We start from the raw sequence: 25,803 nt of genomic DNA on the forward strand, positions 1-25,803 counted from the left end.
TCTGCGTAGCTTGTGTTAGCGGAGCGTAACGCACAAATAATTAGTATTAAAAAGGTGCGTTACATTGCATTAACGCACCCTGGCGTGGGGACATGAAACCCTGAAAGCCTTACCAGATGACGAAAAGAGCAAAACATGGTAAAAAGAAAATGTTCTTTTTTTAGCGATCGCCGTCTAAACCCAAAATGTTACCAGAAATTTATAACAACCATTTAACAAAGTATCTGAAAAAATCGGAATATTTAATACTGTTAATCATGATAGAATTAGTGCAAGTATATAGGAAAATTAGGTTTTATGAGTTAGCTAGTTATTTTCCCAGTCCCATTTTATTTGAAAGTAAGAGAAAAAAGTTAAAACGGTTTTTCGAGATTCCTTGTTTGACAATTGAAGGAGTATGGATACCTATCATAAAACAGTGGTTAAAGCAATCATTTAGTACAGGAGATGTCTTACATATTGCCATAGATAGAACCCAATGGGGGTTGATTAATATTTTGATGGTAAGTCTGGTAATTGATAATAGAGGAATTCCCTTATATTTTGAGTTGCTAGATCACATCGGTAATAGTAACTTTGACACACAGAAAAGTATATTAGCCCGAATATTACTCTTTCTAAAAGAATATAAAATAGTTGTCTTAGGGGATAGAGAATTCTGCTCAGTTGAACTAGCAAAATGGTTACATGGACAAAAAAGAGTTTATTATGCACTCAGATTGAAGAAAAGCAACTATATTGAAGTAGAAAAGGAAATGTGGACGCGACTAAAAGATTTAGGATTATCTTCAGGAATGTCTTTATTTTATCAAGGAGTTAAAGTTACGAAAACAAAAGGATTTATAGGCAGTAATATAGTGGCGAAATGGAAAAAGAAGTATAGAGGAATAGAGACAAAAGAAGCTTGGTTTATTATCACAAATTTAACCAGTATTGATGAGACGATTGACGCTTATAAAAAGAGATTTTGTATTGAGGAAATGTTTCGGGATTTTAAGAAAGGTGGTTATGATTTAGAAAGAACGAAATTAACAGGACATCGCCTTACTTCCTTAATTATATTGATTACTCTAGCTTATTCAATGGCAACATTTTCTGGAAAAATTATTAAAGAGAAAGGATTGGCAAAATATGTGGGGAGAGTCAGAAAAAACAAGAAAATGCGACGGAGACACAGTAACTTTTATATCGGTCTTCATGGAAAAGATTGGGTTGACTCTTGTGATTTATTTACCGTTGAAGCCCAGGCATTAATGCAATTAAGCCCCGAAAAACGCGCCTATTATCGACGAGGACGACGGGCTATATCCCTGATTAAGTCTAGCTTATAGATTTTTATGTCCCCACGCCAGTTATAGAGGGTTTTGGTACAAAAGTTCAAATCTTTCTCCGGCGCTCCCTTGCTCCGGCGCTCCCTTGCAATCTCAACTACCAATTTAGATGCGTGACAGCTTAGCAGGGTAATGGCTCCAATTAGTACAGATACCGCTCCAATAAAAGTGATGGCGATCGCCAGTCCTCTGGGCAAATAACGGGATAACCAGACTACCGGATAGTTTAACAGAGCAGCAAAGATTCCGGCGGCGGTAAACAGAGCAATCGTGCTGTAAAAGTAATTAATCAAGACCACAGTGGCCTAACTACAGCTAAACAGCAACAGAAAGCGTAGAAGGGATGAATTATTAAGGGTTTTCCACATTTTGATTTCTTTTTTTTACGTGGCACTCAGGTTAGCAGAATATCACTTTAAGGTAATTTTTTAAACTTTGATATCATAATAGTTGATGTATAGATTCCCTTTCTTGGGAAACTTTGCGAAAGTGCTTTAACGAAAGGAGGAAATTTGTGACCACTGAAGTAATTGAAAAGCGTTCCGCTTCTAATGAAACTATTCGTAAACCAGCCCCTAGATATCGGGTATTGCTTCATAATGATGACTTTAACTCAATGGAGCATGTGGTTCAAACCCTCATACAAACCGTTGCCGGGATGACTCAACCTCAAGCGGTTGATATCATGATGGAAGCTCACACTAATGGGACTGCTTTGGTTATTACTTGTGCCTTAGAACCCGCAGAATTTTATTGTGAAACTCTAAAAAATCATGGGTTAACCAGTAGCCTTGAACCGGATGAATAATCTTCATACGGGTAATAGGGACAATTATAATTATTGAGTTACCATTACTTACAGTTTGAACCCTTGAAAGTTAATTTTACTACGATTGAGAATTACCCAGCACCTTTGAAGCTGGGAATTTTTATCTTTTGTCTATTATTATTATGGCTTCCCTTAGCCATTCCTTTGTATTTATTACTCAAAAATGACCCTAATTTAACTACTATTGTGACTATGGGGGTTTTATATCTTGAGTTTGTTGGCTTGTTATTTATTTGGAATAAAAATGTTTATAATATCTCTCATTGGTGGCGAGTTTATGGATTAGTTTTTACGAGGAAAAATGGTATTGAATTAATTAATGGTTTGAGTATCGGTTTATTATTTACCTTGAGTTTGTTTATTGTAGAATCAATGTTTGGATGGGTTAAATTTTCCCAACCTTCAAACAGTTTGATCCTGGTTATTTTTCAAGGGTTATTAAGTGCATTAGGAATTGGTTTAGCTGAAGAATTATTTTTTAGGGGTTGGTTATTAACAGAATTAAAACGAGATTATTCACCTAAAATCGCACTTTTTGCTAATGCTATTACTTTTGCTACCTTACACTTTTTAAAGCCTATTGAAGAAGTTATTAGAACTTTTCCTCAATTTCCTGCCTTAGTTTTATTAGGTTTAACTTTAATTTGGTCAAAGTGGGGACATGGTAATAGATTAGGCATTTGTATCGGTTTACACGGGGGTTTAGTCTGGGGTTATTACATTTTAAATGTGGGTAAATTGATCAATTATACAGAAATTGTACCCTCTTGGATAACTGGAATTGATAATAATCCAATTGCCGGAGTTATGGGGTTATTATTTTTAGTAATTTTAGGACTTTTGATGAAAAGAAAGTCGTCATCAATTTATTATAAAACCGATCCTTCTGATTTTTAACGATCTGTTACTTTCCTATATATTAATTCGAGAAATAAGATCACAAAAAAAGACGCGATCGCTCGCGCCTTATATTTTATTTTCTGACTTAAATTACAGTTGAGGAACAAACTGTTCTTTTTCAGGAACAACAGTATATTCAGCCACAATTTGTCTGAATTCTTGACCATCAATGGTTTCTTTTTCAATCAATAATTCCACTAAACGATCAATTACTTCACGATTATCTCGAATAATTTGTCGGGCTAATTTATGACCATGTTCAGCTAAAATTCTGATTTGATCATCAATCTTCATAGCAACCTGTTCGGAATATTCAACACGATTCATTAATCCACCCCCTAGAAATACTTCCCCAGAAGAACTTTCTAAAGATAAAGGGCCTAAATCACTCATTCCGAAACGAGTCACCATTTGACGGGCCATCTCAGCAACTTGCTGTAAATCGCCTCCAGCACCTGTTGTTACCTCATCATAACCAAATACTTCTTCTTCAGCCGCACGACCCCCTAAAGCACCAGCAATACGTGCCAAGAGTTGCGCTTTAGTGGTCAACCCTTGTTCTTCGTTAGGGGTAAACCAGGTTAATCCTTGGGCCTGTCCACGAGGAATTAAAGTTACTTTTTGTACTGGATCATGATCTTTAACTAAGGTTCCTACAATAGCATGACCTACCTCATGATAAGCAATCAAACGCTTACTCTTACTATCAACTAAGGGTGTACCTTCCATACCAGCGACGACTCGATCCACTGCATCGTCAATCTCCAATAAGGTAATGGCTTCTTTACGACGACGGGCGGTCAAAATTGCTGCTTCATTGAGTAAATTGGCTAAATCTGCACCACTAAACCCAGGAGTCCGACGCGCCACCGCATCAATAGAAACATCGGGGGCTAATTTTTTGTTGCGGGCGTGAACTTCTAAGATTTCAATCCGTCCTTTGAAATCAGGAGCATCTACAATCACCTGACGGTCAAAACGGCCCGGACGCATCAACGCAGAATCTAACACATCAGGACGGTTAGTAGCGGCGATAATAATAATCCCCGTATTGCCTTCAAATCCGTCCATTTCCGTTAATAATTGGTTGAGAGTTTGTTCCCGTTCATCGTTACCACCCCCAATACCTGCACCCCGTTGACGACCTACAGCGTCGATTTCATCGATAAAGATTAAACAAGGGGCATTTTCCTTGGCTTTCTTAAATAAATCTCGTACACGCGAAGCACCCACACCGACGAACATTTCCACAAATTCAGAACCGGAAATACTGAAGAAAGGTACACCAGCTTCACCTGCGATCGCTTTAGCTAAGAGAGTTTTACCGGTTCCGGGAGGGCCAACTAATAAGACCCCTTTAGGAATTCTGGCACCAACAGCCGTAAAACGTTCGGGTTGTTTAAGGAAGGTGACAACTTCTTGTAATTCTTCTTTAGCTTCGTCAATACCTGCTACATCATCAAACATGATGCCTGTTTTGGCTTCCATTTGAAAGCGGGCCCGAGATTTACCAAAACTCATAGCTTGACCAGGGCCACCCGGTAAGTTACTAGAACGACGGAACAGGAAGAATAAAGCCCCAATGAGGAGAACAGGGAATAGAAGATTGCCTAAAAAGCCCCATAATGCCCCTTCATTACGAATGGGATGAGATTCTAATTGTACATTAGATGAACGTAATTTAGCGATTAACTCAGGGGCGTTTAAGGGTAAATCGACCCGTGACCGTTGAACTCTGTCTTCTAATTCGGGATCGACTGCTTGAACAATGGCGGTGCGTCCTCCTTCATAGAGATCGACGCTCATAATACGTCCAGCATCGAGATATTCTAAAAAGCGTCCATAGGTCATACGAGTATTAGCCGTATTACTGCCTAGATTACTTGCCGCAGGGGAAAATGTTCCTTGCCACAGGAAGAAACCAACGACTAAAATCGGCAATGTCCAGAGTAATAGGGTTTTCCAAGAAATTTTCATCGGTTAATTTTTCTCTTAGTTAATCAAAAATGGATTTGCTTAATACAATTTGCTACTTTTGTCAAGGTGACTAACACAAATATTGTCAATTTGCCCTCAATAGCAGAGGTAACTTAATTAAATTTAACGTAATTCTCAGATTACTGACAACAAAAAAGAGGCAGTGAGTCGAAAATTAACACTACCTCTAGGGGAATTTACTGAAAAATCTGGAAAAATATATTAGGCTGAATGGCTGATTATAAGGGGTTTTTAGGGTCATTATCTCCCCCGTTACGAGGGGCAGTTAAAATCTCCCAAGCGGTTTTCGCGGCTTCATTAAGGCGATCGCCAAAGGTGGTCATTTCCTTAACAATTCCCTCCCAATCTTTTTCTACCTCTTTTTGAAGTTGTTTAACGGCTTCATCAATACGTTCAGGATTAAAGAGTTTACGAGTTTCAATGTCTTCGCGGATTCTACGCACGGCGGTTAGATAATTATCACGGGCGAAGTCTCCGGCTTCTTTGGCTTCTGATATGGCTTTTGTTCTAATGGTGTCAATGAGTGCTAAGGTTTCTTTAGCTAGATCTTGAGCAGGTTCTTTAGTTAAAGTAGAAACAACTTCAAGATTAACTGTTTTAGTTTCATCATTTTGAGAAAGATTAGGATCAGTTGTCATATTTCCTCTCGATTAAACTTTACAATAGAGCTAGTTAGTGAGTAATTTTTCAACCTTATGGTTTAACCTCATTCTAACGAAATAATCTTAATCACCCAAATTATGATACGCCCTGTAACTCCAGATGATACTGATGCGCTGATGGAACTTGCCGATGCAATCAGTCTTTTTTCTCCTGACCAGTTAGACGAGCTTCGCGCCATGTTGGTTGCCTCGTTTCTAAACAGTGGTGATAATCAACCGTTTTGGCTTACAGACGACGATAATGGACTGGTTGGGGTGGCATATTGTGAGCCAGAACGTATGACCGAAGGAACTTGGAATCTTCAATTCATTGCTATTCATCCTTCATGTCAGAAGGAGGGAAGGGGTACATCATTGTTAAAACAGGTCGAAGATTCATTACTAGCAAGGGGTGGGCGTATTCTGCTGGTAGAGACGGTAGGTACTGAAGACTTTGCACAAGTAAGAGAATTTTATAAAAAGAATGGTTATGTGGAGGAAGCACGGATTCGTGAATTTTATGCTGAGGGGGCAGATAAGGTTGTATTTTGGAAGGCTTTAAAGAGGACAGAAAGAACCAAATCTTAGAGTTAAGCCTGTGTTATGCTGTCAGCAATATATAGGATGAGCAGGAAACTGTGTATGAGTAGTCCTGAGCGTGGTGAAGTTTGGCTAGTTGATCTCGGTTATGTAGCGAAAGTCAGACCGTGTTTAGTAATTAGTAATGACTAATGAACTTTATTTGACAATCTGTTGAGTTTGTTTAACTAAAATCTGGTTGAGTTTTTCTAGGGTTATCGCAGCTTGTTTATAAAGAGATAATGCTGAAATAATAAAAGGAGTTTCTTCTTCAGGAAGACAATCAGGTGAATAAGCATCCACATCTGAGAACAGACTATCAAGCAATTGAAATAATTCAGGATTCATTCCTGTTGATTGAGATTTAAAAGCAGCTAAATATTGGGTTTCAAATTCTTGAATTGGCAGCCTCCCATCAACAAAAGCTTGAATCATAGATTGATAGTTTTCGATGTCCATTTTATCCACCTCCAAGGGATTGTTTAGTCATAAGTAATGCTATTTGATCGGGGTTGAGTTTCCGTCCACTGATAAAATTATCTTGAAGATCTAGTATGACGTTTATCTTGGTATTGGGATTAAATTTATGAATGACGGTAACTCCTCTATAAGTGCCAAGAATTTTTTGGGTTGTAGGTTCATCAATATGTGCTTGTAAAGCCGCTTTAAATTTAGTAGCATTTATTAAGTTGAAGTTTCCTATAATATCAAAGTCTCCTGCGTGTTTAAATTTAGCTTGAATCTGACGTGAATCAAAGCGAACCATTATCTAAATTGCCACTTTTTTAGCATGAGTAGACTATAGATCACCTATAATAACCCACTCACAAAACCTACGACTATGGTAATTGCAACTCAAAGAATGTCCCTAGAAGACTATTTTAACTATGACGATGATACGGATACCCGCTATGAACTAGAAGATGGGGAATTATTAATTATGCCGCCTGAAAGTGACCGTAATCTTCGTATAGCCTCGTTTTTGTTAGTGTATTTTGCTCAACATGGAATTCCTTTTTATCGCTTAAGAATTGGTACAGAAATAGTGGTCAGTGGTACAAAAACAACAGTACGTTTACCAGATTTGATGGTACTAACTGAAGAATTAGCGATCGCGTTACAATCGGCAACTCGTTCAACGGTAACGATAGATATGCCTCCCCCTCAGTTAATAGTAGAAGTAGTATCACCAGGCAAGAAAAATATAGATAGGGATTATCGTTACAAGCGATCGCAATATCAGGCGCGAGGCATTGCTGAATATTGGATTGTTGACCCCATAGAACAACGGATCACGGTGTTAAGCTTAGTAGAAGGTTTATATGAAGAAGCTATTGTTGAGGGGGATGGGGCTATAACTTCTCTAATGTTGTCAGAGTTGACACAAAGATCACCCCTAACCGCAGCCCAGGTGTTACAGGTAACGGAGTGACAATAAGGTTACTTAGGAGGTTTGATGGTAGTCTTTGCTCAAACAAGTCCCCCAGATGTCAGAAAAACTCGCCTTACGTTGGACGAGTATCGCGCAATGGAAGAAACCAACCCAGAACGCCATGAATATCGCAACGGAGAGATTATTACTATGTCGGGAGGTTCAGAATCTCACAGTGCGATCGCGAGCAACTTATTAATTTATTTAGGCTTTTTGCTCAGAGACACGGATTTTCGTTTGTATAATAGCGACTTACGGGTTTGGATTGAGGAATATCAGTGTGGTACTTATACTGATTTAATGGTTGTTAATGGTCAACCAGAGTTTAATAGCGATCGCAAGGATGAAATTCTTAATCCTTTACTTATTATCGAAGTTTTATCCCCCTCTACTGAAGGCTATGATCGAGGCGAAAAGTTCAGAAAATATCGCTCTCTTACCAGCTTTTGTGAATATTTGCTCGTCAGTCAAACTGAACCCTACATTGAGCAGTATTACAACCTTGATCGTAACAGTAATGATCACTGGCAATGGCAAGTTTACTCTAATATTGAGGGAGTAATTGTTCTGCACAGTTTAACGGTAGAAATTCCTCTAAATGAAATCTATCGTCGTATTAATTTTTCAGGGTAAAAGCATCTCAATTACCCTTAACTATCAAATTTTACTTAAAATCCGGCAAATCCTTGACCAGATAAGTAAACTTCTGACCAAGAGGGAGAACGATAATCAGTATTTTCTGCTTGATCAACGAATCCAATAACATAAGGAAGATCTTCAGATCTAATTTCTCGATTAATAAATTGACTCAGTTTTTGTTCCCAACCTTGAGGATAATCTCTAATGATAGGATGTTTAATTAACTGATGTTGATATTTTCCTTCATCAGGATCAATCACCACATCTAAACTAAGTAAAGCTAAGGGACGAATAAAAATACCTGTAGCGGCTATTCTAAAGTCAGCATCAGGAGTAGTTTGTTTGAGAATTACCACAAAATGTCCGCCATCAGGGATATTATATGGCACATCATTTCTATCTTTAACGGGTTCTACTTCAATATTATAACCAAGGCTTAATCCTTCTTCTAAGGTAACACCTTCATATTGTTGCTCAGGATGCGGCACATAAATAATAAACTGATGTAAGTCTAACCAAGGATTATTAATAGCTTCGTCCGTTTCGTCTTTCCAAGCGTTATAAAGTTGTTTCATTTCTTGACCAATATAACTTTCTTGGTTACAAATATTAATCAAACCGATCTTAAGAACAGCTTGATCAAACTTACTCGCGCCTAGTATTTCTGAGGTGAGAATTTCCATTAATTTGACCTTACTTACTACTATCGAAGCCAAGATTTAAGACTTTAAGTAATAATATCATGTTCACTAAAATTTACTTGTTATAATTGAACAATTTAGAAATTAGCTTGATATCAAATATTATGCTCAAAAATCCTTCCTGATTGCTATATTTAAAGTATAATATAGGGGCGGGTTTATCTAACTTATTTGTGAGAATCATAAGTGCTGTAAAAAACCGGCCCTTACAAAAACCCGCCCCTACAAAATAAAGGATTATTGCGGCCCTAGTCCTACTTTAGGCGCATATAAAGCGCGATCGCCCAATTCTTCTTCAATGCGTAGGAGTCGGTTATATTTAGCTACCCGTTCACTACGACACAAAGAACCCGTTTTAATTTGTCCTGCGCGGGTGGCCACCGATAAATCAGCAATAGTGGTATCTTCCGTCTCTCCTGAACGGTGTGAAATGACGGAACTATATTGAGAACGAGTCGCTAAAGCAATAGTTTCTAGAGTTTCGCTTAGGGTTCCGATCTGATTCAATTTAATGAGGATACTATTGCTCACCCCCGTATCAATGCCTTTTTTCAGACGAATGGGGTTAGTAACAAATAAATCATCCCCCACCAACTGAATACGAGATCCCAAGGTATCCGTCAGAATTTTCCAGTTATCCCAGTCTTCCTCATGTAACCCATCTTCAATGGAGATAATGGGATATTGATCTACCAATTTAGCCAAATAATCGATAAATTCTTGGGGAGAATGGGCCGAACCATCATAAACATATTGTCCATCTTTGTAGAATTCACTGGCAGCCACATCCATAGCTAAAGCCACTTGTTCTCCTGGCTTATAATGGGCCCGTTCAATGGCTTCTATAAGCAAATCTAAGGCTTCTTGATTAGATCCCAGGTTAGGGGCGTATCCCCCCTCATCTCCCACCCCTGAGAGTAATTTACGTTCTTTTAAGACTTTACTGAGGGAAGCAAATACTTCTGCCCCCCATCGTAACCCTTCTTTAAAAGACTCAGCCCCTATAGGCATAATCATAAACTCTTGGAAGTCTACGTTATTATCAGCGTGACTACCCCCATTGATCACATTCATCATGGGAACGGGTAATACATTAGCTAAAGGGCCACCCAAATAACGATAGAGAGGGATATCTAATTCAGAGGATGCTGCTTTAGCAACAGCTAAAGAAACCCCTAAAATGGCATTAGCCCCTAATTCTTTTTTATTGTGGGAACCGTCCCGATAAATCATTTTTTGATCAATAGAAATTTGATCAAAAGCATCCATTCCGATGAGTTCAGGGGCAATTTTTTCTTTGACATTGCGAACTGCCGTCAATACCCCTTTCCCGCCGTAACGATGGGGGTCATCATCTCGTAATTCGTGGGCTTCAAAACTGCCTGTAGATGCCCCACTAGGGACTTGGGCGATGCCAAACGCGCCTGTTTCTAGAAGTACTTCAGCTTCAATAGTTGGGCGGCCACGAGAGTCTAAAATTTCTCTAGCGGCGATCGCTTCAATGAGAACTTGAGGTTTGTTTAGCATGGACAATATAACTCCAAGGATAGAGAAATCTGGTTATTGGACGAGATTAATACCGATAATACGGCTATTTTCGTCAAAAATAATGAAAAATTTCCGGTTAGCTTTTTCAAATTCTGCCTCAACTATGACAACATTGGACTTATCCACACTGGAACCGAGGCGGACTTTGGTGCTAACAATGCGTTCAAAGAGGCCGTTTTCTTGTTGAATGCGTTGCCAAGAGGTTTGCAGTTGTTGGGGGAAAATCTCAGTCTTGAGGAAAGGATGTAAATAGCCTCTGGCCCGGGTAAAGTTATTAGCTGACACCGAATTAACCACTATTTCGGCAATTTCTTCAATAGAAGCTACCGTAGGAAAATCAACACCTATCACCTCTCCTTCTTTATTAAAGGTGACAATAAATTCGTCGGTTTTCTTATCAAACTGGGTGTTAATTACCACTAAATCAGCGTTTACGGTAGGAATAACTCTGGAGTCTAGTTGTTGTTTCACCGGCCCAGTTACGGCAATTAACCCTTCCCAAATTTCAGACATTTGGGCCGTAGTTAGTTCAGAGGCTAAGACTGGACTAATAAGCTTTCTAACTTCATCGTACTTTTTTTGGCTTAAGAGGTTAATCACTTGGGCCGCTTTTTGTTGTAAGCCTTGATTTTTGGCGGTATCAGATGATTGTGTCATCTGAAGGGTAGAGGGAGGCTTTAATTTTTGTGCCTTGACCGATACGTCACTAACAATACTCATTAACCCTAATACCAACAACGAGAGACTGACTTGTTTGAATAACGATAAAGACCCACTCATTGAATACTATCACTCCTTAATTTTTAAGTAAACCTAATTTAGTTAGTCTTAATCATTCGGGTTTAGTTCCTGAATATTGACAGAAAGCGTAAATTTCCTGTTAAAATAACATTCTAATACCTCCTACTACCGAAAAATTATCAACACTTTCTCCGTCTTTTCTAGCAAGATTTTCAGTTTCTCCGACTAACCGTATCCAATTAATTCCCAAATAAGGGGCGTAATTACGATTTATTTCATAACGTAATCTTAATCCTAATTCAATATCATTAACTCCTGAACCAATGCCAAAATTTTCAACTTTTTGAGCAGCAACATTAATTTCAAACCTTGGTTGTAAAATTAATTTTTGAGTAATTAATAATTCTTGTTCTACTTGAAATCTCGCTGATAAATCCCCATTTTCACTAATAAATAAAGCCGTATCGACTTCATATAAATCAGGAGCTAATCCTTCTAGTCCAATAACAGCAAAAGCACGTCCGCGATCATCTTCTGACCCATAAATTCTATCGTATCGTAAGCCTACTTGTAAATCCCAAAAAGGTGCAATTAAATAACCATAAAGAAGTTGTATTTCAGCTTCTCCACCGTCATCTTTTGCAAAAGCAACTTCACCCTCAGTTTTTAGCCAGATTCTTTCATAGTCACCCCCAACCCAACCTTCAATATCCCACCTAAAAAAATCTTTACTATCACTACCACGATATTCTAATTGGTCAACTAATAAAAACCAAAAGATTTCATCATCTTCTATGGGTGATGGCCAGTTTTCTTCATCCTTATTAGGAGTTTCATCGTCTTGTTGTGCAAATTCTTGATTTAAGCTTTCATTTGTGACAATATTTTCACCGAAGTCTTGTGTAAATATATCTTGATTACTGTTAATAATGGTTTCATTTAACTTGAATTTTTCTAAATTCTGTATGATTTCAGATTTGACTGTCGAAACATCTGTTAAGAAGTTAATACAAGATAATAATCCTGTCAAAAAACTGGAATAAATTATTGTTTTTAAGGACATTTAACCAGCCTCAACAGGATGATCCATAATAGCAACAGTCCGAAACATTCCTACTTTCATATGATAAAGTAGATGACAATGTAAGGGCCATTTACCTGATACATCTACGTTAATTTCTACAGATAGCTTTTCAGCAGGTTTAACAATAATTGTATGTTTACGAGGTTTATATTGACCTGCACCGTTATCTAATTCCATCCACATTCCATGCAAATGTATGGGATGTTCCATCATAGTTTGATTTATAAAAGTTAAACGTAATCTTTCTCCTTTGTAGAAAGCAATTTCTTTTTCTTCTGAATATTTTTTGCCATTGAATGACCACATATAACGTTCCATATTTCCTGTTAAATGTAGTTCTATTTCTCTGTCTGGTTTTCGTTGATCATAACCGGGAGCAATATTACGAAGATCACTATACACTAAAACACGAGTTCCTGTATTTTCTAACCCTATTCCTGGTTCATTTAATCGACTTTGTACCATCATAGGAACACCAGCATTTCTTACCCCGAAATCATTGGAAATATTCGGAACTGCTTCATCATTAAACATATCATGATTCATGGTTGAATTACTATTCATTCCCGACATATCATGATTCATGGTTGAATTACTATTCATTCCCGACATATCATGATTCATATGTAAATTATTATTCATTCCTGACATATCATGATTCATTCCCATATCTTTCATGGAACGGACAGGACGTTCCCGAAGTTTAGGAATAGGTGCGGTCATTCCTTGACTAATAGCTAAAGTTCCACGAGCATAACCACTACGATCCATTGTTTCTGCAAAAATAGTGTAAGCTTGCTCATTTTTCGGTTCTACAATAATATCATAAGTTTCCGCAGTTCCCATACGAAACTCATCAACAATAACAGGTTGAATATTCTGACCATCTGCTTGCACAACCGTCATTTTAAGTCCAGGAATACGCACATCAAAAAACGTCATGGCCGAACCATTAATAAATCTCAATCTGACTTTTTCCCCTGGTTTAAAAATGGCTGTCCAATTTGTTTCTGGTACTAAACCATTGATTAAATAAGTATAAGTTGCACCAGTAATATCAGCAATATCAGTGGGGTCCATTCGCATTTGTCTCCACATAGAATCTTCAGATAAGTTCTCAACCGTTCGTTTTTGGTTGTTGTAATAAGAACTCATTTTTTTGAGATTTTTTAGCACATCATAGGGGTCTTCAAATGTCCAGTCAGAAAGCATAACTACATAATCTTTGTCATATTGAAAAGGATCTGATTCAATAGGATCAATAATTATAGGGCCAAAATGACCTCTTTGTTCTTGTAGTCCACTATGACCATGATACCAATAAGTTCCACTCTGAATAATAGGAAACTCATAAGTAAAAGTTTGTCCAGGTTTAATACCTGCAAAACTAACTCCAGGAACCCCATCCATTTTCACTGGAAGAATGATACCATGCCAATGAATTGAGGTATCTTCATCAAGTTTATTAGTAACATTAATTTTGGCTATTTGCCCTTCTTTTAAGCGAATTAAAGGGGCTGGAATTGAATTATTAACTGTTATCCCAGTAGCATTTTGTTCACCAATTTTAACACCTGTTTCCTGAATTATTAAATCAATAATTTCAGGATATTTTAATTGTGTTTGATCAGCTTTTATACTTTTTATTTGCTTAGCATAAGCAGGACTAAAATAATCTAATCCAACTACTAAACCTAGTCCTGTCGTGAAACGCAAAAAGTTACGTCTATGTAAGAAATTTGGCATAATTTTAGGGGTATTGGCAAGAAATAACCAAGGAGGTTGTTATCATTAATTAACAAAATAAAAATTCGTAGTAAAAGATTCATCCCTTAATTCTTTTAGGTTTCAAATACCAAAATGCTTACTATAAATAGTTTAAGAATCCTAAAATTAAGGGATATTATGATAAAAAAAACGAAATCTCTGTCAAAAATCTCTGTCAAAATTTACCGTTAATGTTTAACTATTGTTGTGGTTTTGGGTGGTGGTTCATTGTTCCCATTCCTGTTCCTATTCCCATCATCTGTTGCATCTCTTGCATTTGTTCTATAGAATGCTGCATCTCTTGAGTCATTTGTTGATGATGCTGACTCATTTGTTGCATTTGTTCAGGAGTCATTTTAGCCATGTGTTCCTGCATTTGTTGAAGCATTTTCTGCATATCTTCTATCATTTTTTGATGCTGTTGACGCATTTGCTCAGGAGTCATCGGCATCGACGAACTTGCTTGAGCGATAATAATGGATATAATGGGTGAAGGTTGCGCGAGTGCAGAAATATTAACTAAAGAGGCTGTCATTCCTAATGCGATCGCACTACAGATAAAAACTTTATTGGTTAAATTAGGTTTAATCATTTTTTTTGAACCTTATACTGTTGACTTAACTATTAAGTACCGAAGCAAAATTAATTACATAGTCGGGGCGAGTTTTGATATAGTCGTAATGGTTGAGTAACAACGGTAGTAAGGGCGGGTTTATTGAAATTTTTTGTGAGAATCATTGATTTATGTAAAAAACCCGCCCCTACAAAACCCGCCCCTACAAATTTTGTGTAATTAATTTTGTGTACCTACTTATTGTGACACCTAAAAATGAAATCAGGATGAAATTTATGTTATTTTCTAAATTTCATCTTTGTTTCATAAAGATCAGTCAGATTATCAAAGAAAAAGTTATAAATATAATAGGAGAATATTAGAAAAATGCGTATCCTTTTAGTTGAAGATGAACCGGACTTAGGCAAGGCTATTAAACGCACATTAATTCAACATAATTATATTGTTGATTGGGCGCAAGATGGAGAAGAAGCATTAAGCTTTTTAGAGATTGGTTCTCAAATTTATACTTTAGGAATTTTTGATTGGTTACTTCCAAAAATATTAGGAATCGATTTAATTAAACAATTAAGAAAACAAAATAATCCATTGCCTATTTTAATTTTAACAGCAAAAGATAGCGAAGAAGACAAAGTAATTGGATTAGATACAGGAGCAGACGATTATTTAGTAAAGCCATTTGGTATGGCAGAATTATTAGCAAGATTACGCGCTTTACAACGTCGCTCTCCTCAAATAGCTCCCCAACAATTAAAATTAGGAAATATTACCTTAGATTACGGAAAATATGCTATTTTTTATCAAGATATTCAAGGAAATAATCAGTTAATTGAGTTAACCAATAAGGAATTTCAGCTATTAGAATATTTTATGCAGCATCCCAATCAAATTGTCACCCGCGATCAACTTCTTTCTCAACTATGGGAATGGGGAAATGAACCCATGAGTAATGTTGTAGCTGCTCAAATTCGTCTATTACGGCACAAATTAGCTCCCTATGGTGGTGATAATTGGATCAAGACTGTCTATGGGTTAGGCTACCAATTTGTTGTTAATCATTAATCTGAAAACTTCTCAATTAATAAGAGTATTTATGAAACAAAAACAACCGTCTTTTCTCTTATTTAAAAAAGCACGATGGCGTTTAGCAAGTTGGTATGGTGCTGTCATTAGTATTGTCTTGGGGATTCTGGGAATTGGTGTTTATGAAGCTATTATTCACGCGCATCAAATTACTGTTGAAAAAGAATTAAAAACCGTTGCTGGAACTTTACATGATAGTCTAGAAACCATTCTCAATACACCTGGTAAACTAGAAGATAAGATCATGCAATTTTTACCTAATTTATGTCCTGTTAATACTACCTGTCTCTCTCAAAATAATATTTATAATTATCGTCTAGGAGCAATTGAAAAAGGTCAATATTATTTATATATTTTTGATCTTTCTGGTAACTTAATCGCCTTAAGTAAACAAAATATTAAAGGCTTAGATATTAAGAAACATCAAAAGCAACAAGAAATATTAAAAGATACTCAAGGTATACGTTACTTACAAATATCTTATATGCTACATAATAAAAAAGGAGAAAATTGGGGATATATTCAAGTTATCAGAAGTCTTGAAGATTTTGATAATTATCTCAATAGTGTTGCTCTAATTTTATTATTAGGATTACCTTTAGCTGTTATTTTAATTGGGCTTTCTGCTTGGATATTAACAGGTTTAGCTATTAAGCCTGTTTATCAATCCTATTGTCAAATTCAACAATTTACGGCAGATGCTGCCCATGAATTAAGAACACCTTTAGCAGCGATTCTTGCCACCATAGAATCTACTTTAATGCTCTCGACCTGGACAGAAGAAGATGCAAAAGAGACTTTACAAAGCTTGAAGCGACAAACTGAAAGATTATCTGCTTTAGTGGCAGATTTATTAATGTTATCCCGTTTAGATTGGCAGTTAACCTCTAATGCAGTTAGCACAATTAAATATGAAAAAATTTGTCTTAATTATCTCATTAATGATGTCATAGAAGAATTAGCTTTTTTAGCAATATCATTACAAATTTTTCTACAATCAGAAATTAGGGTTAATCATCGAATAGAAATTCTCGGTGATCCAGAAAAAATTTATCGTTTATTATTTAATTTAGTTGTTAATGCAATTCAATATACTCCCCCTAAAGGTGAGGTAAAAATTATTTTAGAAGAAAAGAATAAATTAGCAATAATTAAAGTAAAAGATACCGGAATAGGAATAAATTCACCAGAATCAAAACACATTTTTGAGCGTTTTTATCGCATTGATAAAGGTCGTTCTAGAAAAGACGGTGGTTCAGGTTTAGGGTTATCTATTGCACAAGCGATCGCTCAAGCTCATCATGGTACTATTGAAGTGAAAAGTGAAGTAGAAAAAGGAAGCCTCTTTATCGTTCAGTTACCGATAAATTTCTGAAAAAGTGTTGACATTAAATAACCTTCAAAACTTGGGCTTAGTTACTATTATAGTTTGTGGAACAGGCTTCTAGCCCGTCCCCATTTTCGGTTCTACCGAACTTAGTAGGATGTAAAACGATTACAAATTACAGGCTTAACCCGATCGGGTTAAGCTATAGGAACTAAGCCTGGCTACCCAGGCTTAAAATTAGGCTGTGTAGACAGCCTTTGTGTTTATAGAATAAGGCTTTAGCCTGTATTAATTTATTAATTTTACATGGCAAGTTCGGTAGAACCCCATTTTCTTTTATCAAATTGGTTGAACCATCAAAATCACACAGGAACGGGCCTGAACCTCATAAATTTGGGTTTTCACCTGATAAGCAGCATCTAATTCGCAAAATGTCTCTGATAAGGGTAAAGCCGTATCAATAACACGATACCAAGACTCTCCATGGCCTAAGACGGGTAACTCAAACTCCAAAGGTTTCCAATAAGAATTTAACATCACGTGCAAATGTTCATCCGCATCAGGATGACGTAAACTAAAGGCTAAACAACGGGAATAATCAGACCAGTCAGGCTTTCCTAATTCGGTTCCGTGCCAACTAATATAGGGATGATGGAGACTGGCATAGGTAACTTCTAGTCGTTCTTCTTGGCGAAACAGTTGTAACCCTTGTATAAAGTGAATCAGTCGCCGCACAAAACACCATAAATCAAATTGTCGATCAACTTCCTCCCAATCAAACCAATTTAATTCATTATCCTGACAATAAACGTTATTATTGCCTTTTCGAGTATGACGAACTTCGTCTCCCATTAAAATCATGGGAGTTCCTTGAGAAATAAACAAAATTGTTAAGAAATTTTTAATCTGTTGCAACCTTAAGGCTTCAATTTTAGGATCATCGGTTTCTCCTTCTATTCCACAATTCCAGCTATAGTTATCATTGGCCCCATCTCGGCTATTTTCTTTGTTAGCTTCATTATGTTTTTCGTTGTAGGAAACTAGATCATTGAGGCTAAACCCATCATGACAGGTAATAAAATTAATACTACGATTAACATCGGTATCGATGCGGTGGTAAATGTCGGGACTGCCCAAAATACGGGCCGCCAAACAGGGAACCATACCCGCATCCCCTTTGATAAAACGACGCACATCATCCCGAAAAGGGCCATTCCACTCGGCAAACCAGTCCGCTAATTCGACAAATCTTCCTACATCATACAGTCCGGCCGCATCCCAAGCTTCTGCAATTAATTTAGTTCCTGCTAAAGCAGGGTCTGATTCAATAGACCATAAAATATCAGGAGTATGAGTTTGACGGTTTTCTAGGGGGTTTCCTTTAGCATCTCTGGTTAAAACGGAGGCTAAGTCAAAGCGAAAACCATCCACGTGCATTTCTGTCACCCAATAACGTAAACAGTCTAAAATTAACCGTCCGACAATGGGATGATTCCCTCGAAAAGTATTACCGCAACCGCTATAGTTTTTATAGTGAATTAGATCGGGTTCTAAAATATAGTAGGTTTCATTATCTATTCCTCGAAAACATAGGGTTGCCCCCCGTTCATCACCTTCAGCAGTATGATTAAATACTACATCTAAAATAACTTCAATTCCAGCTTTATGTAAAGCTTTCACCATGTCCCGAAATTCATTTATGGGACCTAAAACACTTTTATCGGAACTATAACTACGATGAGGAGTAAAAAAATTAATGGTACTGTAACCCCAATAATTTGTTAACCCTGGCATGGCATCTTCAGGATCAAAATAATGAACGGGTAATAATTCAACTGCCGTAATCCCTAAATTTTTTAGATAGGGAATTTTTTCAATTAATCCGGCAAAAGTTCCCCTTTTTTCGGGGGATAGTCCAGAATTAGGATTACGGGTAAACCCTCCCACGTGCATTTCATAAATGACACTTTCAGAGTAGTGTAATCTTAAAGGGCGATCGCCTTCCCAGTCATAATTACTATTATCAATGACTACATTTCTTAAAGCTTGGGCGCAATTATCTCCTGGTTGTCTGGCTGCATTTCTATTATAAATTGATGAGCCAACAATAGCTTTACCATAAGGATCTAATAAGACTTTATTCTTATCAAAACGATGGCCTTTTTCCGGGGTATAGGGGCCATCAACTCGATAAGCATAGACTTGTCCTGCTTGAAGTTCAGGAATAAAAATATGCCAATAATAATGGGTACGATTAAGTTGAGGGTCTAAGGGAATGGTATCAATAGGTTGAGGGGCATTAGGTTGGTCAAATAAGAGTAATTCTACTGCAGTGGCGTGTTTAGAAAACAAACAGAAATTAACCCCATTGTGTTCAACGGTAGCACCAAGGGGGTGACTTTCGCCAGGTAAAGTTTTTAATAGCATGGTGCAATCTTATAATTTAGGAGTTGCTTACGCTTAATTAGTTTACTCTTAGTTTAGGTTTAAACTGGGTTTTATTTAGCATATTTTTATTAATTAATAGTCTAGAATATAATCTCATCAAGAAAAGTTTAAGTAGGGGTCAACGGCCGTTGACCCCTACACAGACAAGGTTTCACCGGTCATAAATGTCCTAACCTTAATGGGTAGTGCTATAAATTCTGGCGATTTTTACCAATATGTTAGATAAAACCGCCCCTACAACCTCTAATTTATTTAATTTAACTCTTGAAATTAATAATACTTTACAAAAAGCGACAAGAAAATCTGATTAAGGATACAATAAGACTAATCAACTATTATAAGTTACCTAATATATGGAATGGAATTCAGAAATCGTAGAAAATAAGATTAGTATTCAATTTAAAAATAGTGAGTTACTTTTTTTAGCTTTAACTCATAGTTCTTATGCTCAACAAATTAATACACCGGAAAAAGATAATGAACGATTAGAGTTTTTAGGAGATAAGATTCTCAATTTAGTCATTGTTGATTATCTTTATCATCACTTTCCTTATTTACCCATGACAAAATTTACAGCTTTACGGGATAAATTAATGGAAGGAGAGAGATTAACACAAGTTTGGTTTAAATTAGGATTAGGAGAAGGTTATCCCTTTATTGCTTTAACAGAAGAACGGCATCGTCTGAAAGTAAAACGCAATAATCCTTTTGAAAAAGCCTTAAAAGCTATTATTGGGGCTATTCATTTAGATCGAGGGTTTTCTCAGAGTTATAATTGGGTCAATAAACAGTTAATGGCTTCTTTATTGGGCCGTCATCAACAAGATGCAAAAGAACGTTTTTCTCCTGATAAACAATTACAATTATTAGGGGATACTCTGTTAAAAGCAATTATGATCGATTATTTATATCGACTACTTCCTTATGTTAATCCTACTCGGTTAACTAAATTATCCAAAGAGTTTATTAGTAAGGAAAAACAAACCAAGTATCTCTCAGGAATTGAAATTGATCCGAAGGTAATTACTCCTGAGAATGAAAAAGTTATCAAAAAATCATTTCCGGCGTTGTTAGGGGCAATGTATTTAAGTTTTGAAACACAAAATAGTAAGACCCGTTTTGCTAAAAGTAGTGATTGGTTAATCAAAAAAGTGATTGATGAAGATGACGTATTAAGAGAAGCGATCGCCTTATTATTAAAAGAAGAAGTTCCGCAAAAATGGATTATTAAGGAAGTTTTAGGCTACGATAGTAAAGATTATGATGCAGGTAGAGAACGGTTTCATAAATTAATGGAGAAATTATGAATTATGAATTATGAATTATGAATTATGAATTAATATTTCCACAGGTATATTAGCTGTCAAGGGTCTTAATAATATGATTTTTGATGCTAATTACTCTCAATCAAAAGAAGGCTCAAAATCCTGGTAAAGTGTTAGCAGATATCACTGATTTTACACAAGGAGAAGATAAAACTATTGCAGAAGGTTGACGCAGTTTTAATCATGATGTATTAACTGTTCAAAAAGCGGGAAAAGCTAATCTAAAAATTTCTGATCTAGAGGTCTTAGCTTTTGCTATTGAAGAAAATTATCCAGAAGATATCAGAGATCAGAATTGTTTAATTTTAGGTTATGGTGATAAGGAAAGGATTTAACACTGTTAAATCCCTACAATTATCTGATAAATCACCATAGTAAACCCCTTAAAAAGTTCTTTAAACTAACAGTTTGACAAATTTGCATTTTTTTGGTATTATGAAATGTAAGATAGGATAAATGTGTGTGTTAAAACGCAAGTTCGCGGGTGAAAGCGATCGCCTAAAGGTTTAGGCCTATTCTCTAGATAAAATAAGATGATGGATAATCCAGACATCACAATTATTACTACAGAGACATTTGAAAAGTGGCTTAGTAGTATTGCTGATATTAGAAGCCGTAGAAAAATAATTCTACGAATTCAAAGACTAAAAGTTGGTAATTTTGGTGACTACAAATCTGTTGGAAAAGAAATATTAGAATTAAGGATTCATCATGGCCCTGGGTATAGAGTATATTTTAGTAAGAAAGGAAATGTTTTAGTAATTCTCCTTAGTGGTGGCGATAAAGACTCACAAAAAACAGATATCAAAAAAGCCCAACAAATTTGGCAGGAGATCAAAGATGAAATTGAGAAACTTTGATGAATTTATCGAAGAAGAATTACAGGATTCTGAGTTTGCTTCTGCTTATCTTCAGGAAGCTTTAGAAGAAGGTGGTATACCTCTATTTTTAATTGCACTCAAGCAGATAGTCCAAGCAAAAAAAGGATTAACAAATGTTGCTCAAGAAACAGGTTTAGGAATAGAAAACCTCAATAAAAACCTTTCAGAACAGGGAAATCCTCATCTATTAACTATTGAAAAAGTTTTAAAATCAATTGGCATGAAACTTACTATTAGCCCCGAATAAATTAATAAATAAAAACTCTTAAAAAGTTGTTTAAACTAACAGTTTGACAAATTTGCATTTTTTTGGTATTATTAAATGTAAGATAGGATAGTTGTGTGTGTTAAAACGCAAGTTCACGGGTGGAAGCGATCGCCATAAAATTCAACCCTTTGTCTTGAGGGAGTAGATGAATCATCGATGAGGTTATATTGTCCAATGACAGGGATATACCAGGATTAGACAAACCTTTTAGTTTACCGCAAGGAATTTCCCCTGAACCTGAAGCAACAAAAGCAATGAACCAAATGAGCTTTGGTTTAGGTACGGATTGTTCAGAAATTGCGGAAAATATCTTAATAGCGACAGGAGGTAAAGGAAAAATATTAAGAGTCGAACCTGTAGAGGGTTATAGGTTAACCTTATTAGAAGGGGATAAACTAGAAGAAAATTTATTTATTTATCATGAAGTTTATACCGATGGTTATTATATTTTCGACCCCAGATTAAATCCTTATCCAATCTTCTTAGAAGAATGGGAAACATTAATTAAATTCCTCAATCCTCAAGCTAAGATAACATGAAAACTATCACTGGATTAGAAATATTAGAAATTCTCGAAATATTAGGAGAATTAGAATGGGTTAGATGTAGTGCAACCAGAGGAAAAGCAGACAGATTAGAACGTTCTCCCTTTGTTGTTTGGCGATATAAAACCCGTGATATTAATTTAGAATCTTTACTGATTAAAGCTGTAGAATCTTTTCGAGGTAATGTGGAATGGGAGATTAAGTTTACGGGAAAAAATTGGCTCATCGCACCTAAATTACTAGAAAAATTCCAACAAGAAAGAGACTATAAAAAAGACGTTGATGCTCTTAAAGCTATATCGATTGAGTTTCCCGAATTTTGTCAACAAGCGAATGAAGATGTTCCAGCTTTGGCGGCTAAAATTAAAGAAACTACGGAAAAAATTGATACTTTCAAACCGTTAAAAAGTTGTTTAAACTAATAGATTGACAAATTTGCCTTTTTTTTGTATTCTGTAATGTAAGATAGAATAGGTGTGTGTTAAAACGCGGGTCCACGGGTGGAAGCGTAACCATCATAATAATTTATTAACCAGTTTAAAATCATCCAATCAAGATGTATGTCCGATGAGATTTTGAGAAAAGTCAGACAAGCCGCAGACAAGCGCATCCTCTTTCTTCCTCATACCATTCAACAAATGTCTCGTCCAGATCGAATGATAACAACTCAAGAAATTGAAACAGTGATAAAAAGGGGAGAGTTGATAGAAAATTATCCAGAAGATATCAGAGGTCAGAGTTGTTTAATTTTAGGTTATGGTGATAAGGAAAGGAACATTCATGTTGTTTGTTCTCCCAAAGAAGACTATTTGGTAATTATTACGGCCTATTTACCTGATCCTAATCAATGGTCGTCAGATTTTAAAAGGAGATTACGAAAATGAAATGTATGTATTGTCAAGGAAAAATGGAAAAATCAACTGCTCCTTTGTCTCTTAATCGCAAAGGCTATCATATTCACTGGGATGCTATAGAAGCTTGGGTTTGTTCTCAATGTTGTGAAGCTTATTTTGAAGCAAAAGAAGTTGATACAATTCAAAAGGCTTTATCTGCTTTAGAACAAGAAAGTGAAGGATTCTTAAAAGTCTAACAATTTTCGCTACAGAAATCTTTGAAACTTGGCTTCGTAATCAATCATCGATAATTTGTAGTGACATAATACCATTTCAGTTACCAGTTACCAGTTACCAGTTATCAATGATTTGTAAGGACATAATACCATTATGTCCTTAGCCATAAATAAGGATAGGATTTAACAGTGTTAAACCCCTACAATTATCTGATAAATCACCATAGTAAACCTCTTAAAAAGTTATTTAAACTAACAGTTTGACAAATTTGCATTTTTTTGGTATTATGAAATGTAAGATAGGATGGGTGTGTGTGTTAAAACGCAAGTTCGCGGGTGAAAGCGATCGCACAAAAGTAAAACAATATTATTGATAAGTAAATCTGAGTATTTCTCGTTATGGTGTAAATTGATCTATGTCTGTCACCGATATTAATAATCTTCAAGGCCAAATTCTACAAACAATTCAGACTTTATCCAGAGAACAACAGCAAAAAGTCCTTAAGTTTGTGCAATCTTTACAAAGAAATTCCCTGTATGAGAAGTGGGATAATATTACAGATGCAGAAGCACAAGCTTTACAGGATGAATTTGCTCAAGAAGATGTTAGTATTGCCGAAAGTATTTTACCCGATTATTTATCTCAGCTTGAAGAAGAGGATAATCAATAAATGCGGGGAGATATTTATTTAGCTAACTTGACTGAGGGTCGAGGTTCAGAACAAGCTGGAACTAGACCTGTTATCATTGTCCAAAATAACAATATTAATCGATTTACTCGCACAGTTATTGTGATTCCCTTAACCACAAATTTACGTCGTACACAAATACCTGGAACTATTATTATTCCAGCAGGAGAAGGGGGATTAAATCAAGAATCAGTAGCTTTGTGTTATCAAATTATTGTTATTGATAGACAAAGACTTCGAGGATATTTAGGAACACTTTCTGACATTTATTTACAACAATTAGCTGATGCCATTAGATATACATTAGATATTATTTAATTTATCCTATCAAAAAAAACTAAAAAACTTGGTTTGTAGGAACATAATACCATTATGTTCATAGCCATAAATAAGATTAGAATTTAACAGTGTTAAATCCCTACAATTATCTGATAAATTACCATAGTAAACCCCTTAAAAAGTTGTTTAAACTAACAGTTTGACAAATTTGCATTTTTTTGGTAATCTGTAATGTACGATAGGATAGGTATGTGTTAAAACACAGGTTTATGGGAGGATGGGGTAGTCCTCCTTATCTTAGTGGGTGGGCATTGCCCACACTAACATTGAAATGTCTCATTACTGAGGCTCACAAAGTTTCCCAGTTCATTATACATAACGCTAAGTCGTTGATAGCGATTTGCTGTGACTAATCTTCCTGCAAACATTTGGAAGGCTTCTCCTAATTTTACCATTTTAGGAATTGTCAAGACAACTTGATCAGGGAGGAAAAAAGTTTGATTTTGTCCTTCAGAGGGGTCTAAAATTAATTTGGGGATGATTTCAGGCTCTAAAATCCTTAAATCTGGCATCATTGTTAATTTTTCCCCTTGCCAACTACCAGAAATGTTAGTTAATGGGGTTAATGGTTCACAGGGAAAATCGCCTAATTGTTCCCGAATCATAATAATTCTATCTAAAACGCCATTATCTCCATAGATACCACCAATGCTATCATTACTTGGGTCATATTTGAGAAAAAATTCCACACTAAATTGAATTCCTGGGATTAATTTTTGAGGAAACCAAGAAGTTGCACCATATTCTAAGATAGAAAAAGATCTTTTAGTAGGGTCAGCCGGATGGAGTAAGCCATCAGCTAAATTACAAGTTTCTTTCTTAATTTCCCAACTTTTTTCTTGAAATGTACCGTCATTTTGAGGAAATTTATTAGTATGAGTAAGAATAGTTAAATCTTCATTAGCTTGTAAAATTCTGAGACCCTGAAAATTCCTAAGAATTGTATTTTCTAATGAAAAAACTGTCCAAGAACCATAATGAGGAATTGGTTCTGTTGTAACATTACCAAAAAGTCTTGTCCAGTGTTGTTCTTGAAGATTGACTGATGCCATATTAGTTGATGTT

General features: G+C 36.0%; 29 protein-coding genes. 17 read left to right on the forward strand and 12 right to left on the reverse strand.

Going from position 1 to position 25,803, the window contains the following annotated elements; translation table 11 throughout:
- The first annotated feature begins 185 nt into the window (after positions 1-185).
- The 3 genes from AsFPU1_RS18405 (at position 186) to AsFPU1_RS18420 (ending at position 3,057) form a co-directional block, all read left to right on the forward strand.
- The gene (locus tag AsFPU1_RS18405) at positions 186-1,331 is read left to right on the forward strand and encodes an IS4 family transposase (RefSeq protein WP_124969650.1); all 1,146 of its coding nucleotides are present in this window, start codon (positions 186-188) and stop codon (positions 1,329-1,331) included.
- Between the two features lie 514 nt (positions 1,332-1,845).
- On the forward strand, positions 1,846-2,139 hold the full coding sequence (gene clpS, locus AsFPU1_RS18415) for an ATP-dependent Clp protease adapter ClpS (RefSeq protein ID WP_124978648.1): 294 nt from the start codon (positions 1,846-1,848) through the stop codon (positions 2,137-2,139).
- Positions 2,140-2,202: 63 nt separating this feature from the next.
- Positions 2,203-3,057, forward strand: coding sequence for a CPBP family intramembrane glutamic endopeptidase (locus AsFPU1_RS18420; RefSeq protein WP_172957599.1), 855 nt, complete (start codon positions 2,203-2,205; stop codon positions 3,055-3,057).
- Positions 3,058-3,150: 93 nt separating this feature from the next.
- On the opposite strand, the gene ftsH2 is transcribed toward AsFPU1_RS18420, so the two are convergent.
- Both ftsH2 and AsFPU1_RS18430 read right to left on the reverse strand, forming a co-directional pair.
- The gene (gene ftsH2 / locus AsFPU1_RS18425) at positions 3,151-5,037 is read right to left on the reverse strand and encodes an ATP-dependent zinc metalloprotease FtsH2 (RefSeq protein WP_124978647.1); all 1,887 of its coding nucleotides are present in this window, start codon (positions 5,035-5,037) and stop codon (positions 3,151-3,153) included.
- A 239-nt stretch (positions 5,038-5,276) separates the two neighbouring features.
- Positions 5,277-5,696 carry a hypothetical protein gene (locus AsFPU1_RS18430; protein ID WP_124978646.1) on the reverse strand — a complete coding sequence of 140 codons (420 nt, stop codon included), beginning with the start codon at positions 5,694-5,696 and terminating at the stop codon, positions 5,277-5,279.
- Between the two features lie 102 nt (positions 5,697-5,798).
- On the opposite strand from AsFPU1_RS18430, the gene AsFPU1_RS18435 reads away from it, so the two are divergent.
- On the forward strand, positions 5,799-6,287 hold the full coding sequence (locus AsFPU1_RS18435) for a GNAT family N-acetyltransferase (protein WP_124978645.1): 489 nt from the start codon (positions 5,799-5,801) through the stop codon (positions 6,285-6,287).
- 150 nt (positions 6,288-6,437) lie between these two features.
- Here the strand turns inward: AsFPU1_RS18435 and AsFPU1_RS18445 are convergent, their stop codons facing one another.
- Both AsFPU1_RS18445 and AsFPU1_RS18450 read right to left on the reverse strand, forming a co-directional pair.
- Positions 6,438-6,737 (reverse strand): colicin immunity domain-containing protein, encoded by a 300-nt coding sequence (locus AsFPU1_RS18445; RefSeq protein ID WP_124978644.1) that lies wholly within the window; start codon positions 6,735-6,737, stop codon positions 6,438-6,440.
- Position 6,738: 1 nt separating this feature from the next.
- Positions 6,739-7,044 carry a colicin D domain-containing protein gene (locus tag AsFPU1_RS18450; protein ID WP_124978643.1) on the reverse strand — a complete coding sequence of 102 codons (306 nt, stop codon included), beginning with the start codon at positions 7,042-7,044 and terminating at the stop codon, positions 6,739-6,741.
- A 75-nt stretch (positions 7,045-7,119) separates the two neighbouring features.
- On the opposite strand from AsFPU1_RS18450, the gene AsFPU1_RS18455 reads away from it, so the two are divergent.
- On the forward strand, positions 7,120-7,710 hold the full coding sequence (locus AsFPU1_RS18455; RefSeq protein ID WP_124978642.1) for a Uma2 family endonuclease: 591 nt from the start codon (positions 7,120-7,122) through the stop codon (positions 7,708-7,710).
- A gap of 24 nt (positions 7,711-7,734) precedes the next feature.
- On the forward strand, positions 7,735-8,343 hold the full coding sequence (locus AsFPU1_RS18460; RefSeq protein ID WP_124978641.1) for a Uma2 family endonuclease: 609 nt from the start codon (positions 7,735-7,737) through the stop codon (positions 8,341-8,343).
- Between the two features lie 35 nt (positions 8,344-8,378).
- On the opposite strand, the gene AsFPU1_RS18465 is transcribed toward AsFPU1_RS18460, so the two are convergent.
- The 6 genes from AsFPU1_RS18465 to AsFPU1_RS18490 all read right to left on the reverse strand — a co-directional run bounded on the left by AsFPU1_RS18465 (position 8,379) and on the right by AsFPU1_RS18490 (position 14,782).
- The gene (locus AsFPU1_RS18465; protein WP_124978640.1) at positions 8,379-9,032 is read right to left on the reverse strand and encodes a hypothetical protein; all 654 of its coding nucleotides are present in this window, start codon (positions 9,030-9,032) and stop codon (positions 8,379-8,381) included.
- Positions 9,033-9,287: 255 nt separating this feature from the next.
- The gene (gene eno / locus AsFPU1_RS18470) at positions 9,288-10,577 is read right to left on the reverse strand and encodes a phosphopyruvate hydratase (RefSeq protein WP_124978639.1); all 1,290 of its coding nucleotides are present in this window, start codon (positions 10,575-10,577) and stop codon (positions 9,288-9,290) included.
- A 33-nt stretch (positions 10,578-10,610) separates the two neighbouring features.
- Entirely contained in the window at positions 10,611-11,378 is a 768-nt protein-coding gene (locus AsFPU1_RS18475) for a DUF3887 domain-containing protein (RefSeq protein WP_124978638.1), read from the reverse strand.
- A gap of 100 nt (positions 11,379-11,478) precedes the next feature.
- Positions 11,479-12,402: a copper resistance protein B gene (locus tag AsFPU1_RS18480; RefSeq protein WP_124978637.1), complete on the reverse strand. Its 924-nt coding sequence runs from the start codon at positions 12,400-12,402 to the stop codon at positions 11,479-11,481.
- Complete coding sequence (locus tag AsFPU1_RS18485; protein ID WP_124978636.1) at positions 12,403-14,169, reverse strand: copper resistance system multicopper oxidase; 1,767 nt, start codon at positions 14,167-14,169, stop codon at positions 12,403-12,405.
- Positions 14,170-14,389: 220 nt separating this feature from the next.
- Positions 14,390-14,782 carry a hypothetical protein gene (locus AsFPU1_RS18490; protein WP_124978635.1) on the reverse strand — a complete coding sequence of 131 codons (393 nt, stop codon included), beginning with the start codon at positions 14,780-14,782 and terminating at the stop codon, positions 14,390-14,392.
- 348 nt (positions 14,783-15,130) lie between these two features.
- Between AsFPU1_RS18490 and rppA the strand changes: the two genes are divergently transcribed.
- Complete coding sequence (gene rppA / locus AsFPU1_RS18495; RefSeq protein ID WP_124978634.1) at positions 15,131-15,826, forward strand: two-component system response regulator RppA; 696 nt, start codon at positions 15,131-15,133, stop codon at positions 15,824-15,826.
- 31 nt (positions 15,827-15,857) lie between these two features.
- Positions 15,858-17,222, forward strand: coding sequence for a two-component system sensor histidine kinase RppB (gene rppB, locus AsFPU1_RS18500; protein WP_124978633.1), 1,365 nt, complete (start codon positions 15,858-15,860; stop codon positions 17,220-17,222).
- 291 nt (positions 17,223-17,513) lie between these two features.
- Here rppB and glgX read toward each other — a convergent pair whose 3' ends face one another.
- Positions 17,514-19,601, reverse strand: a complete 2,088-nt coding sequence (gene glgX / locus AsFPU1_RS18505) for a glycogen debranching protein GlgX (RefSeq protein WP_124978632.1) — start codon at positions 19,599-19,601, stop codon at positions 17,514-17,516.
- A gap of 374 nt (positions 19,602-19,975) precedes the next feature.
- Between glgX and AsFPU1_RS18510 the strand changes: the two genes are divergently transcribed.
- The 9 genes from AsFPU1_RS18510 to AsFPU1_RS18550 all read left to right on the forward strand — a co-directional run bounded on the left by AsFPU1_RS18510 (position 19,976) and on the right by AsFPU1_RS18550 (position 24,717).
- Entirely contained in the window at positions 19,976-20,929 is a 954-nt protein-coding gene (locus AsFPU1_RS18510; RefSeq protein WP_124978631.1) for a ribonuclease III domain-containing protein, read from the forward strand.
- Positions 20,930-21,480: 551 nt separating this feature from the next.
- Positions 21,481-21,807 (forward strand): type II toxin-antitoxin system RelE/ParE family toxin, encoded by a 327-nt coding sequence (locus AsFPU1_RS18515; protein ID WP_368665982.1) that lies wholly within the window; start codon positions 21,481-21,483, stop codon positions 21,805-21,807.
- A complete protein-coding gene (locus AsFPU1_RS18520) occupies positions 21,788-22,075 on the forward strand; it encodes an addiction module antidote protein (RefSeq protein ID WP_124978630.1) in 288 nt (95 codons plus the stop codon). Before AsFPU1_RS18515 ends, AsFPU1_RS18520 begins: the two co-directional genes overlap by 20 nt.
- A 188-nt stretch (positions 22,076-22,263) precedes the next feature.
- On the forward strand, positions 22,264-22,635 hold the full coding sequence (locus AsFPU1_RS18525; RefSeq protein WP_124978629.1) for a hypothetical protein: 372 nt from the start codon (positions 22,264-22,266) through the stop codon (positions 22,633-22,635).
- Positions 22,632-23,063, forward strand: a complete 432-nt coding sequence (locus tag AsFPU1_RS18530; RefSeq protein ID WP_124978628.1) for a hypothetical protein — start codon at positions 22,632-22,634, stop codon at positions 23,061-23,063. Before AsFPU1_RS18525 ends, AsFPU1_RS18530 begins: the two co-directional genes overlap by 4 nt.
- Positions 23,064-23,201: 138 nt before the next feature.
- Complete coding sequence (locus AsFPU1_RS18535) at positions 23,202-23,525, forward strand: DUF4258 domain-containing protein (protein WP_124978627.1); 324 nt, start codon at positions 23,202-23,204, stop codon at positions 23,523-23,525.
- Positions 23,522-23,731 (forward strand): YgiT-type zinc finger protein, encoded by a 210-nt coding sequence (locus AsFPU1_RS18540; protein ID WP_124978626.1) that lies wholly within the window; start codon positions 23,522-23,524, stop codon positions 23,729-23,731. Before AsFPU1_RS18535 ends, AsFPU1_RS18540 begins: the two co-directional genes overlap by 4 nt.
- Positions 23,732-24,126: 395 nt before the next feature.
- Complete coding sequence (locus AsFPU1_RS18545; protein WP_124978625.1) at positions 24,127-24,381, forward strand: hypothetical protein; 255 nt, start codon at positions 24,127-24,129, stop codon at positions 24,379-24,381.
- On the forward strand, positions 24,382-24,717 hold the full coding sequence (locus AsFPU1_RS18550) for a type II toxin-antitoxin system PemK/MazF family toxin (RefSeq protein WP_124978624.1): 336 nt from the start codon (positions 24,382-24,384) through the stop codon (positions 24,715-24,717). It begins immediately after the preceding gene.
- Positions 24,718-24,998: 281 nt separating this feature from the next.
- On the opposite strand, the gene AsFPU1_RS18555 is transcribed toward AsFPU1_RS18550, so the two are convergent.
- Positions 24,999-25,790, reverse strand: a complete 792-nt coding sequence (locus AsFPU1_RS18555; protein ID WP_124978623.1) for a DUF3598 family protein — start codon at positions 25,788-25,790, stop codon at positions 24,999-25,001.
- Between the last annotated feature and the right edge of the window lie 13 nt (positions 25,791-25,803).

It is taken from the genome of Aphanothece sacrum FPU1, from assembly GCF_003864295.1.
Taxonomy (GTDB): Bacteria; Cyanobacteriota; Cyanobacteriia; order Cyanobacteriales; family Microcystaceae; genus Aphanothece_B; species Aphanothece_B sacrum.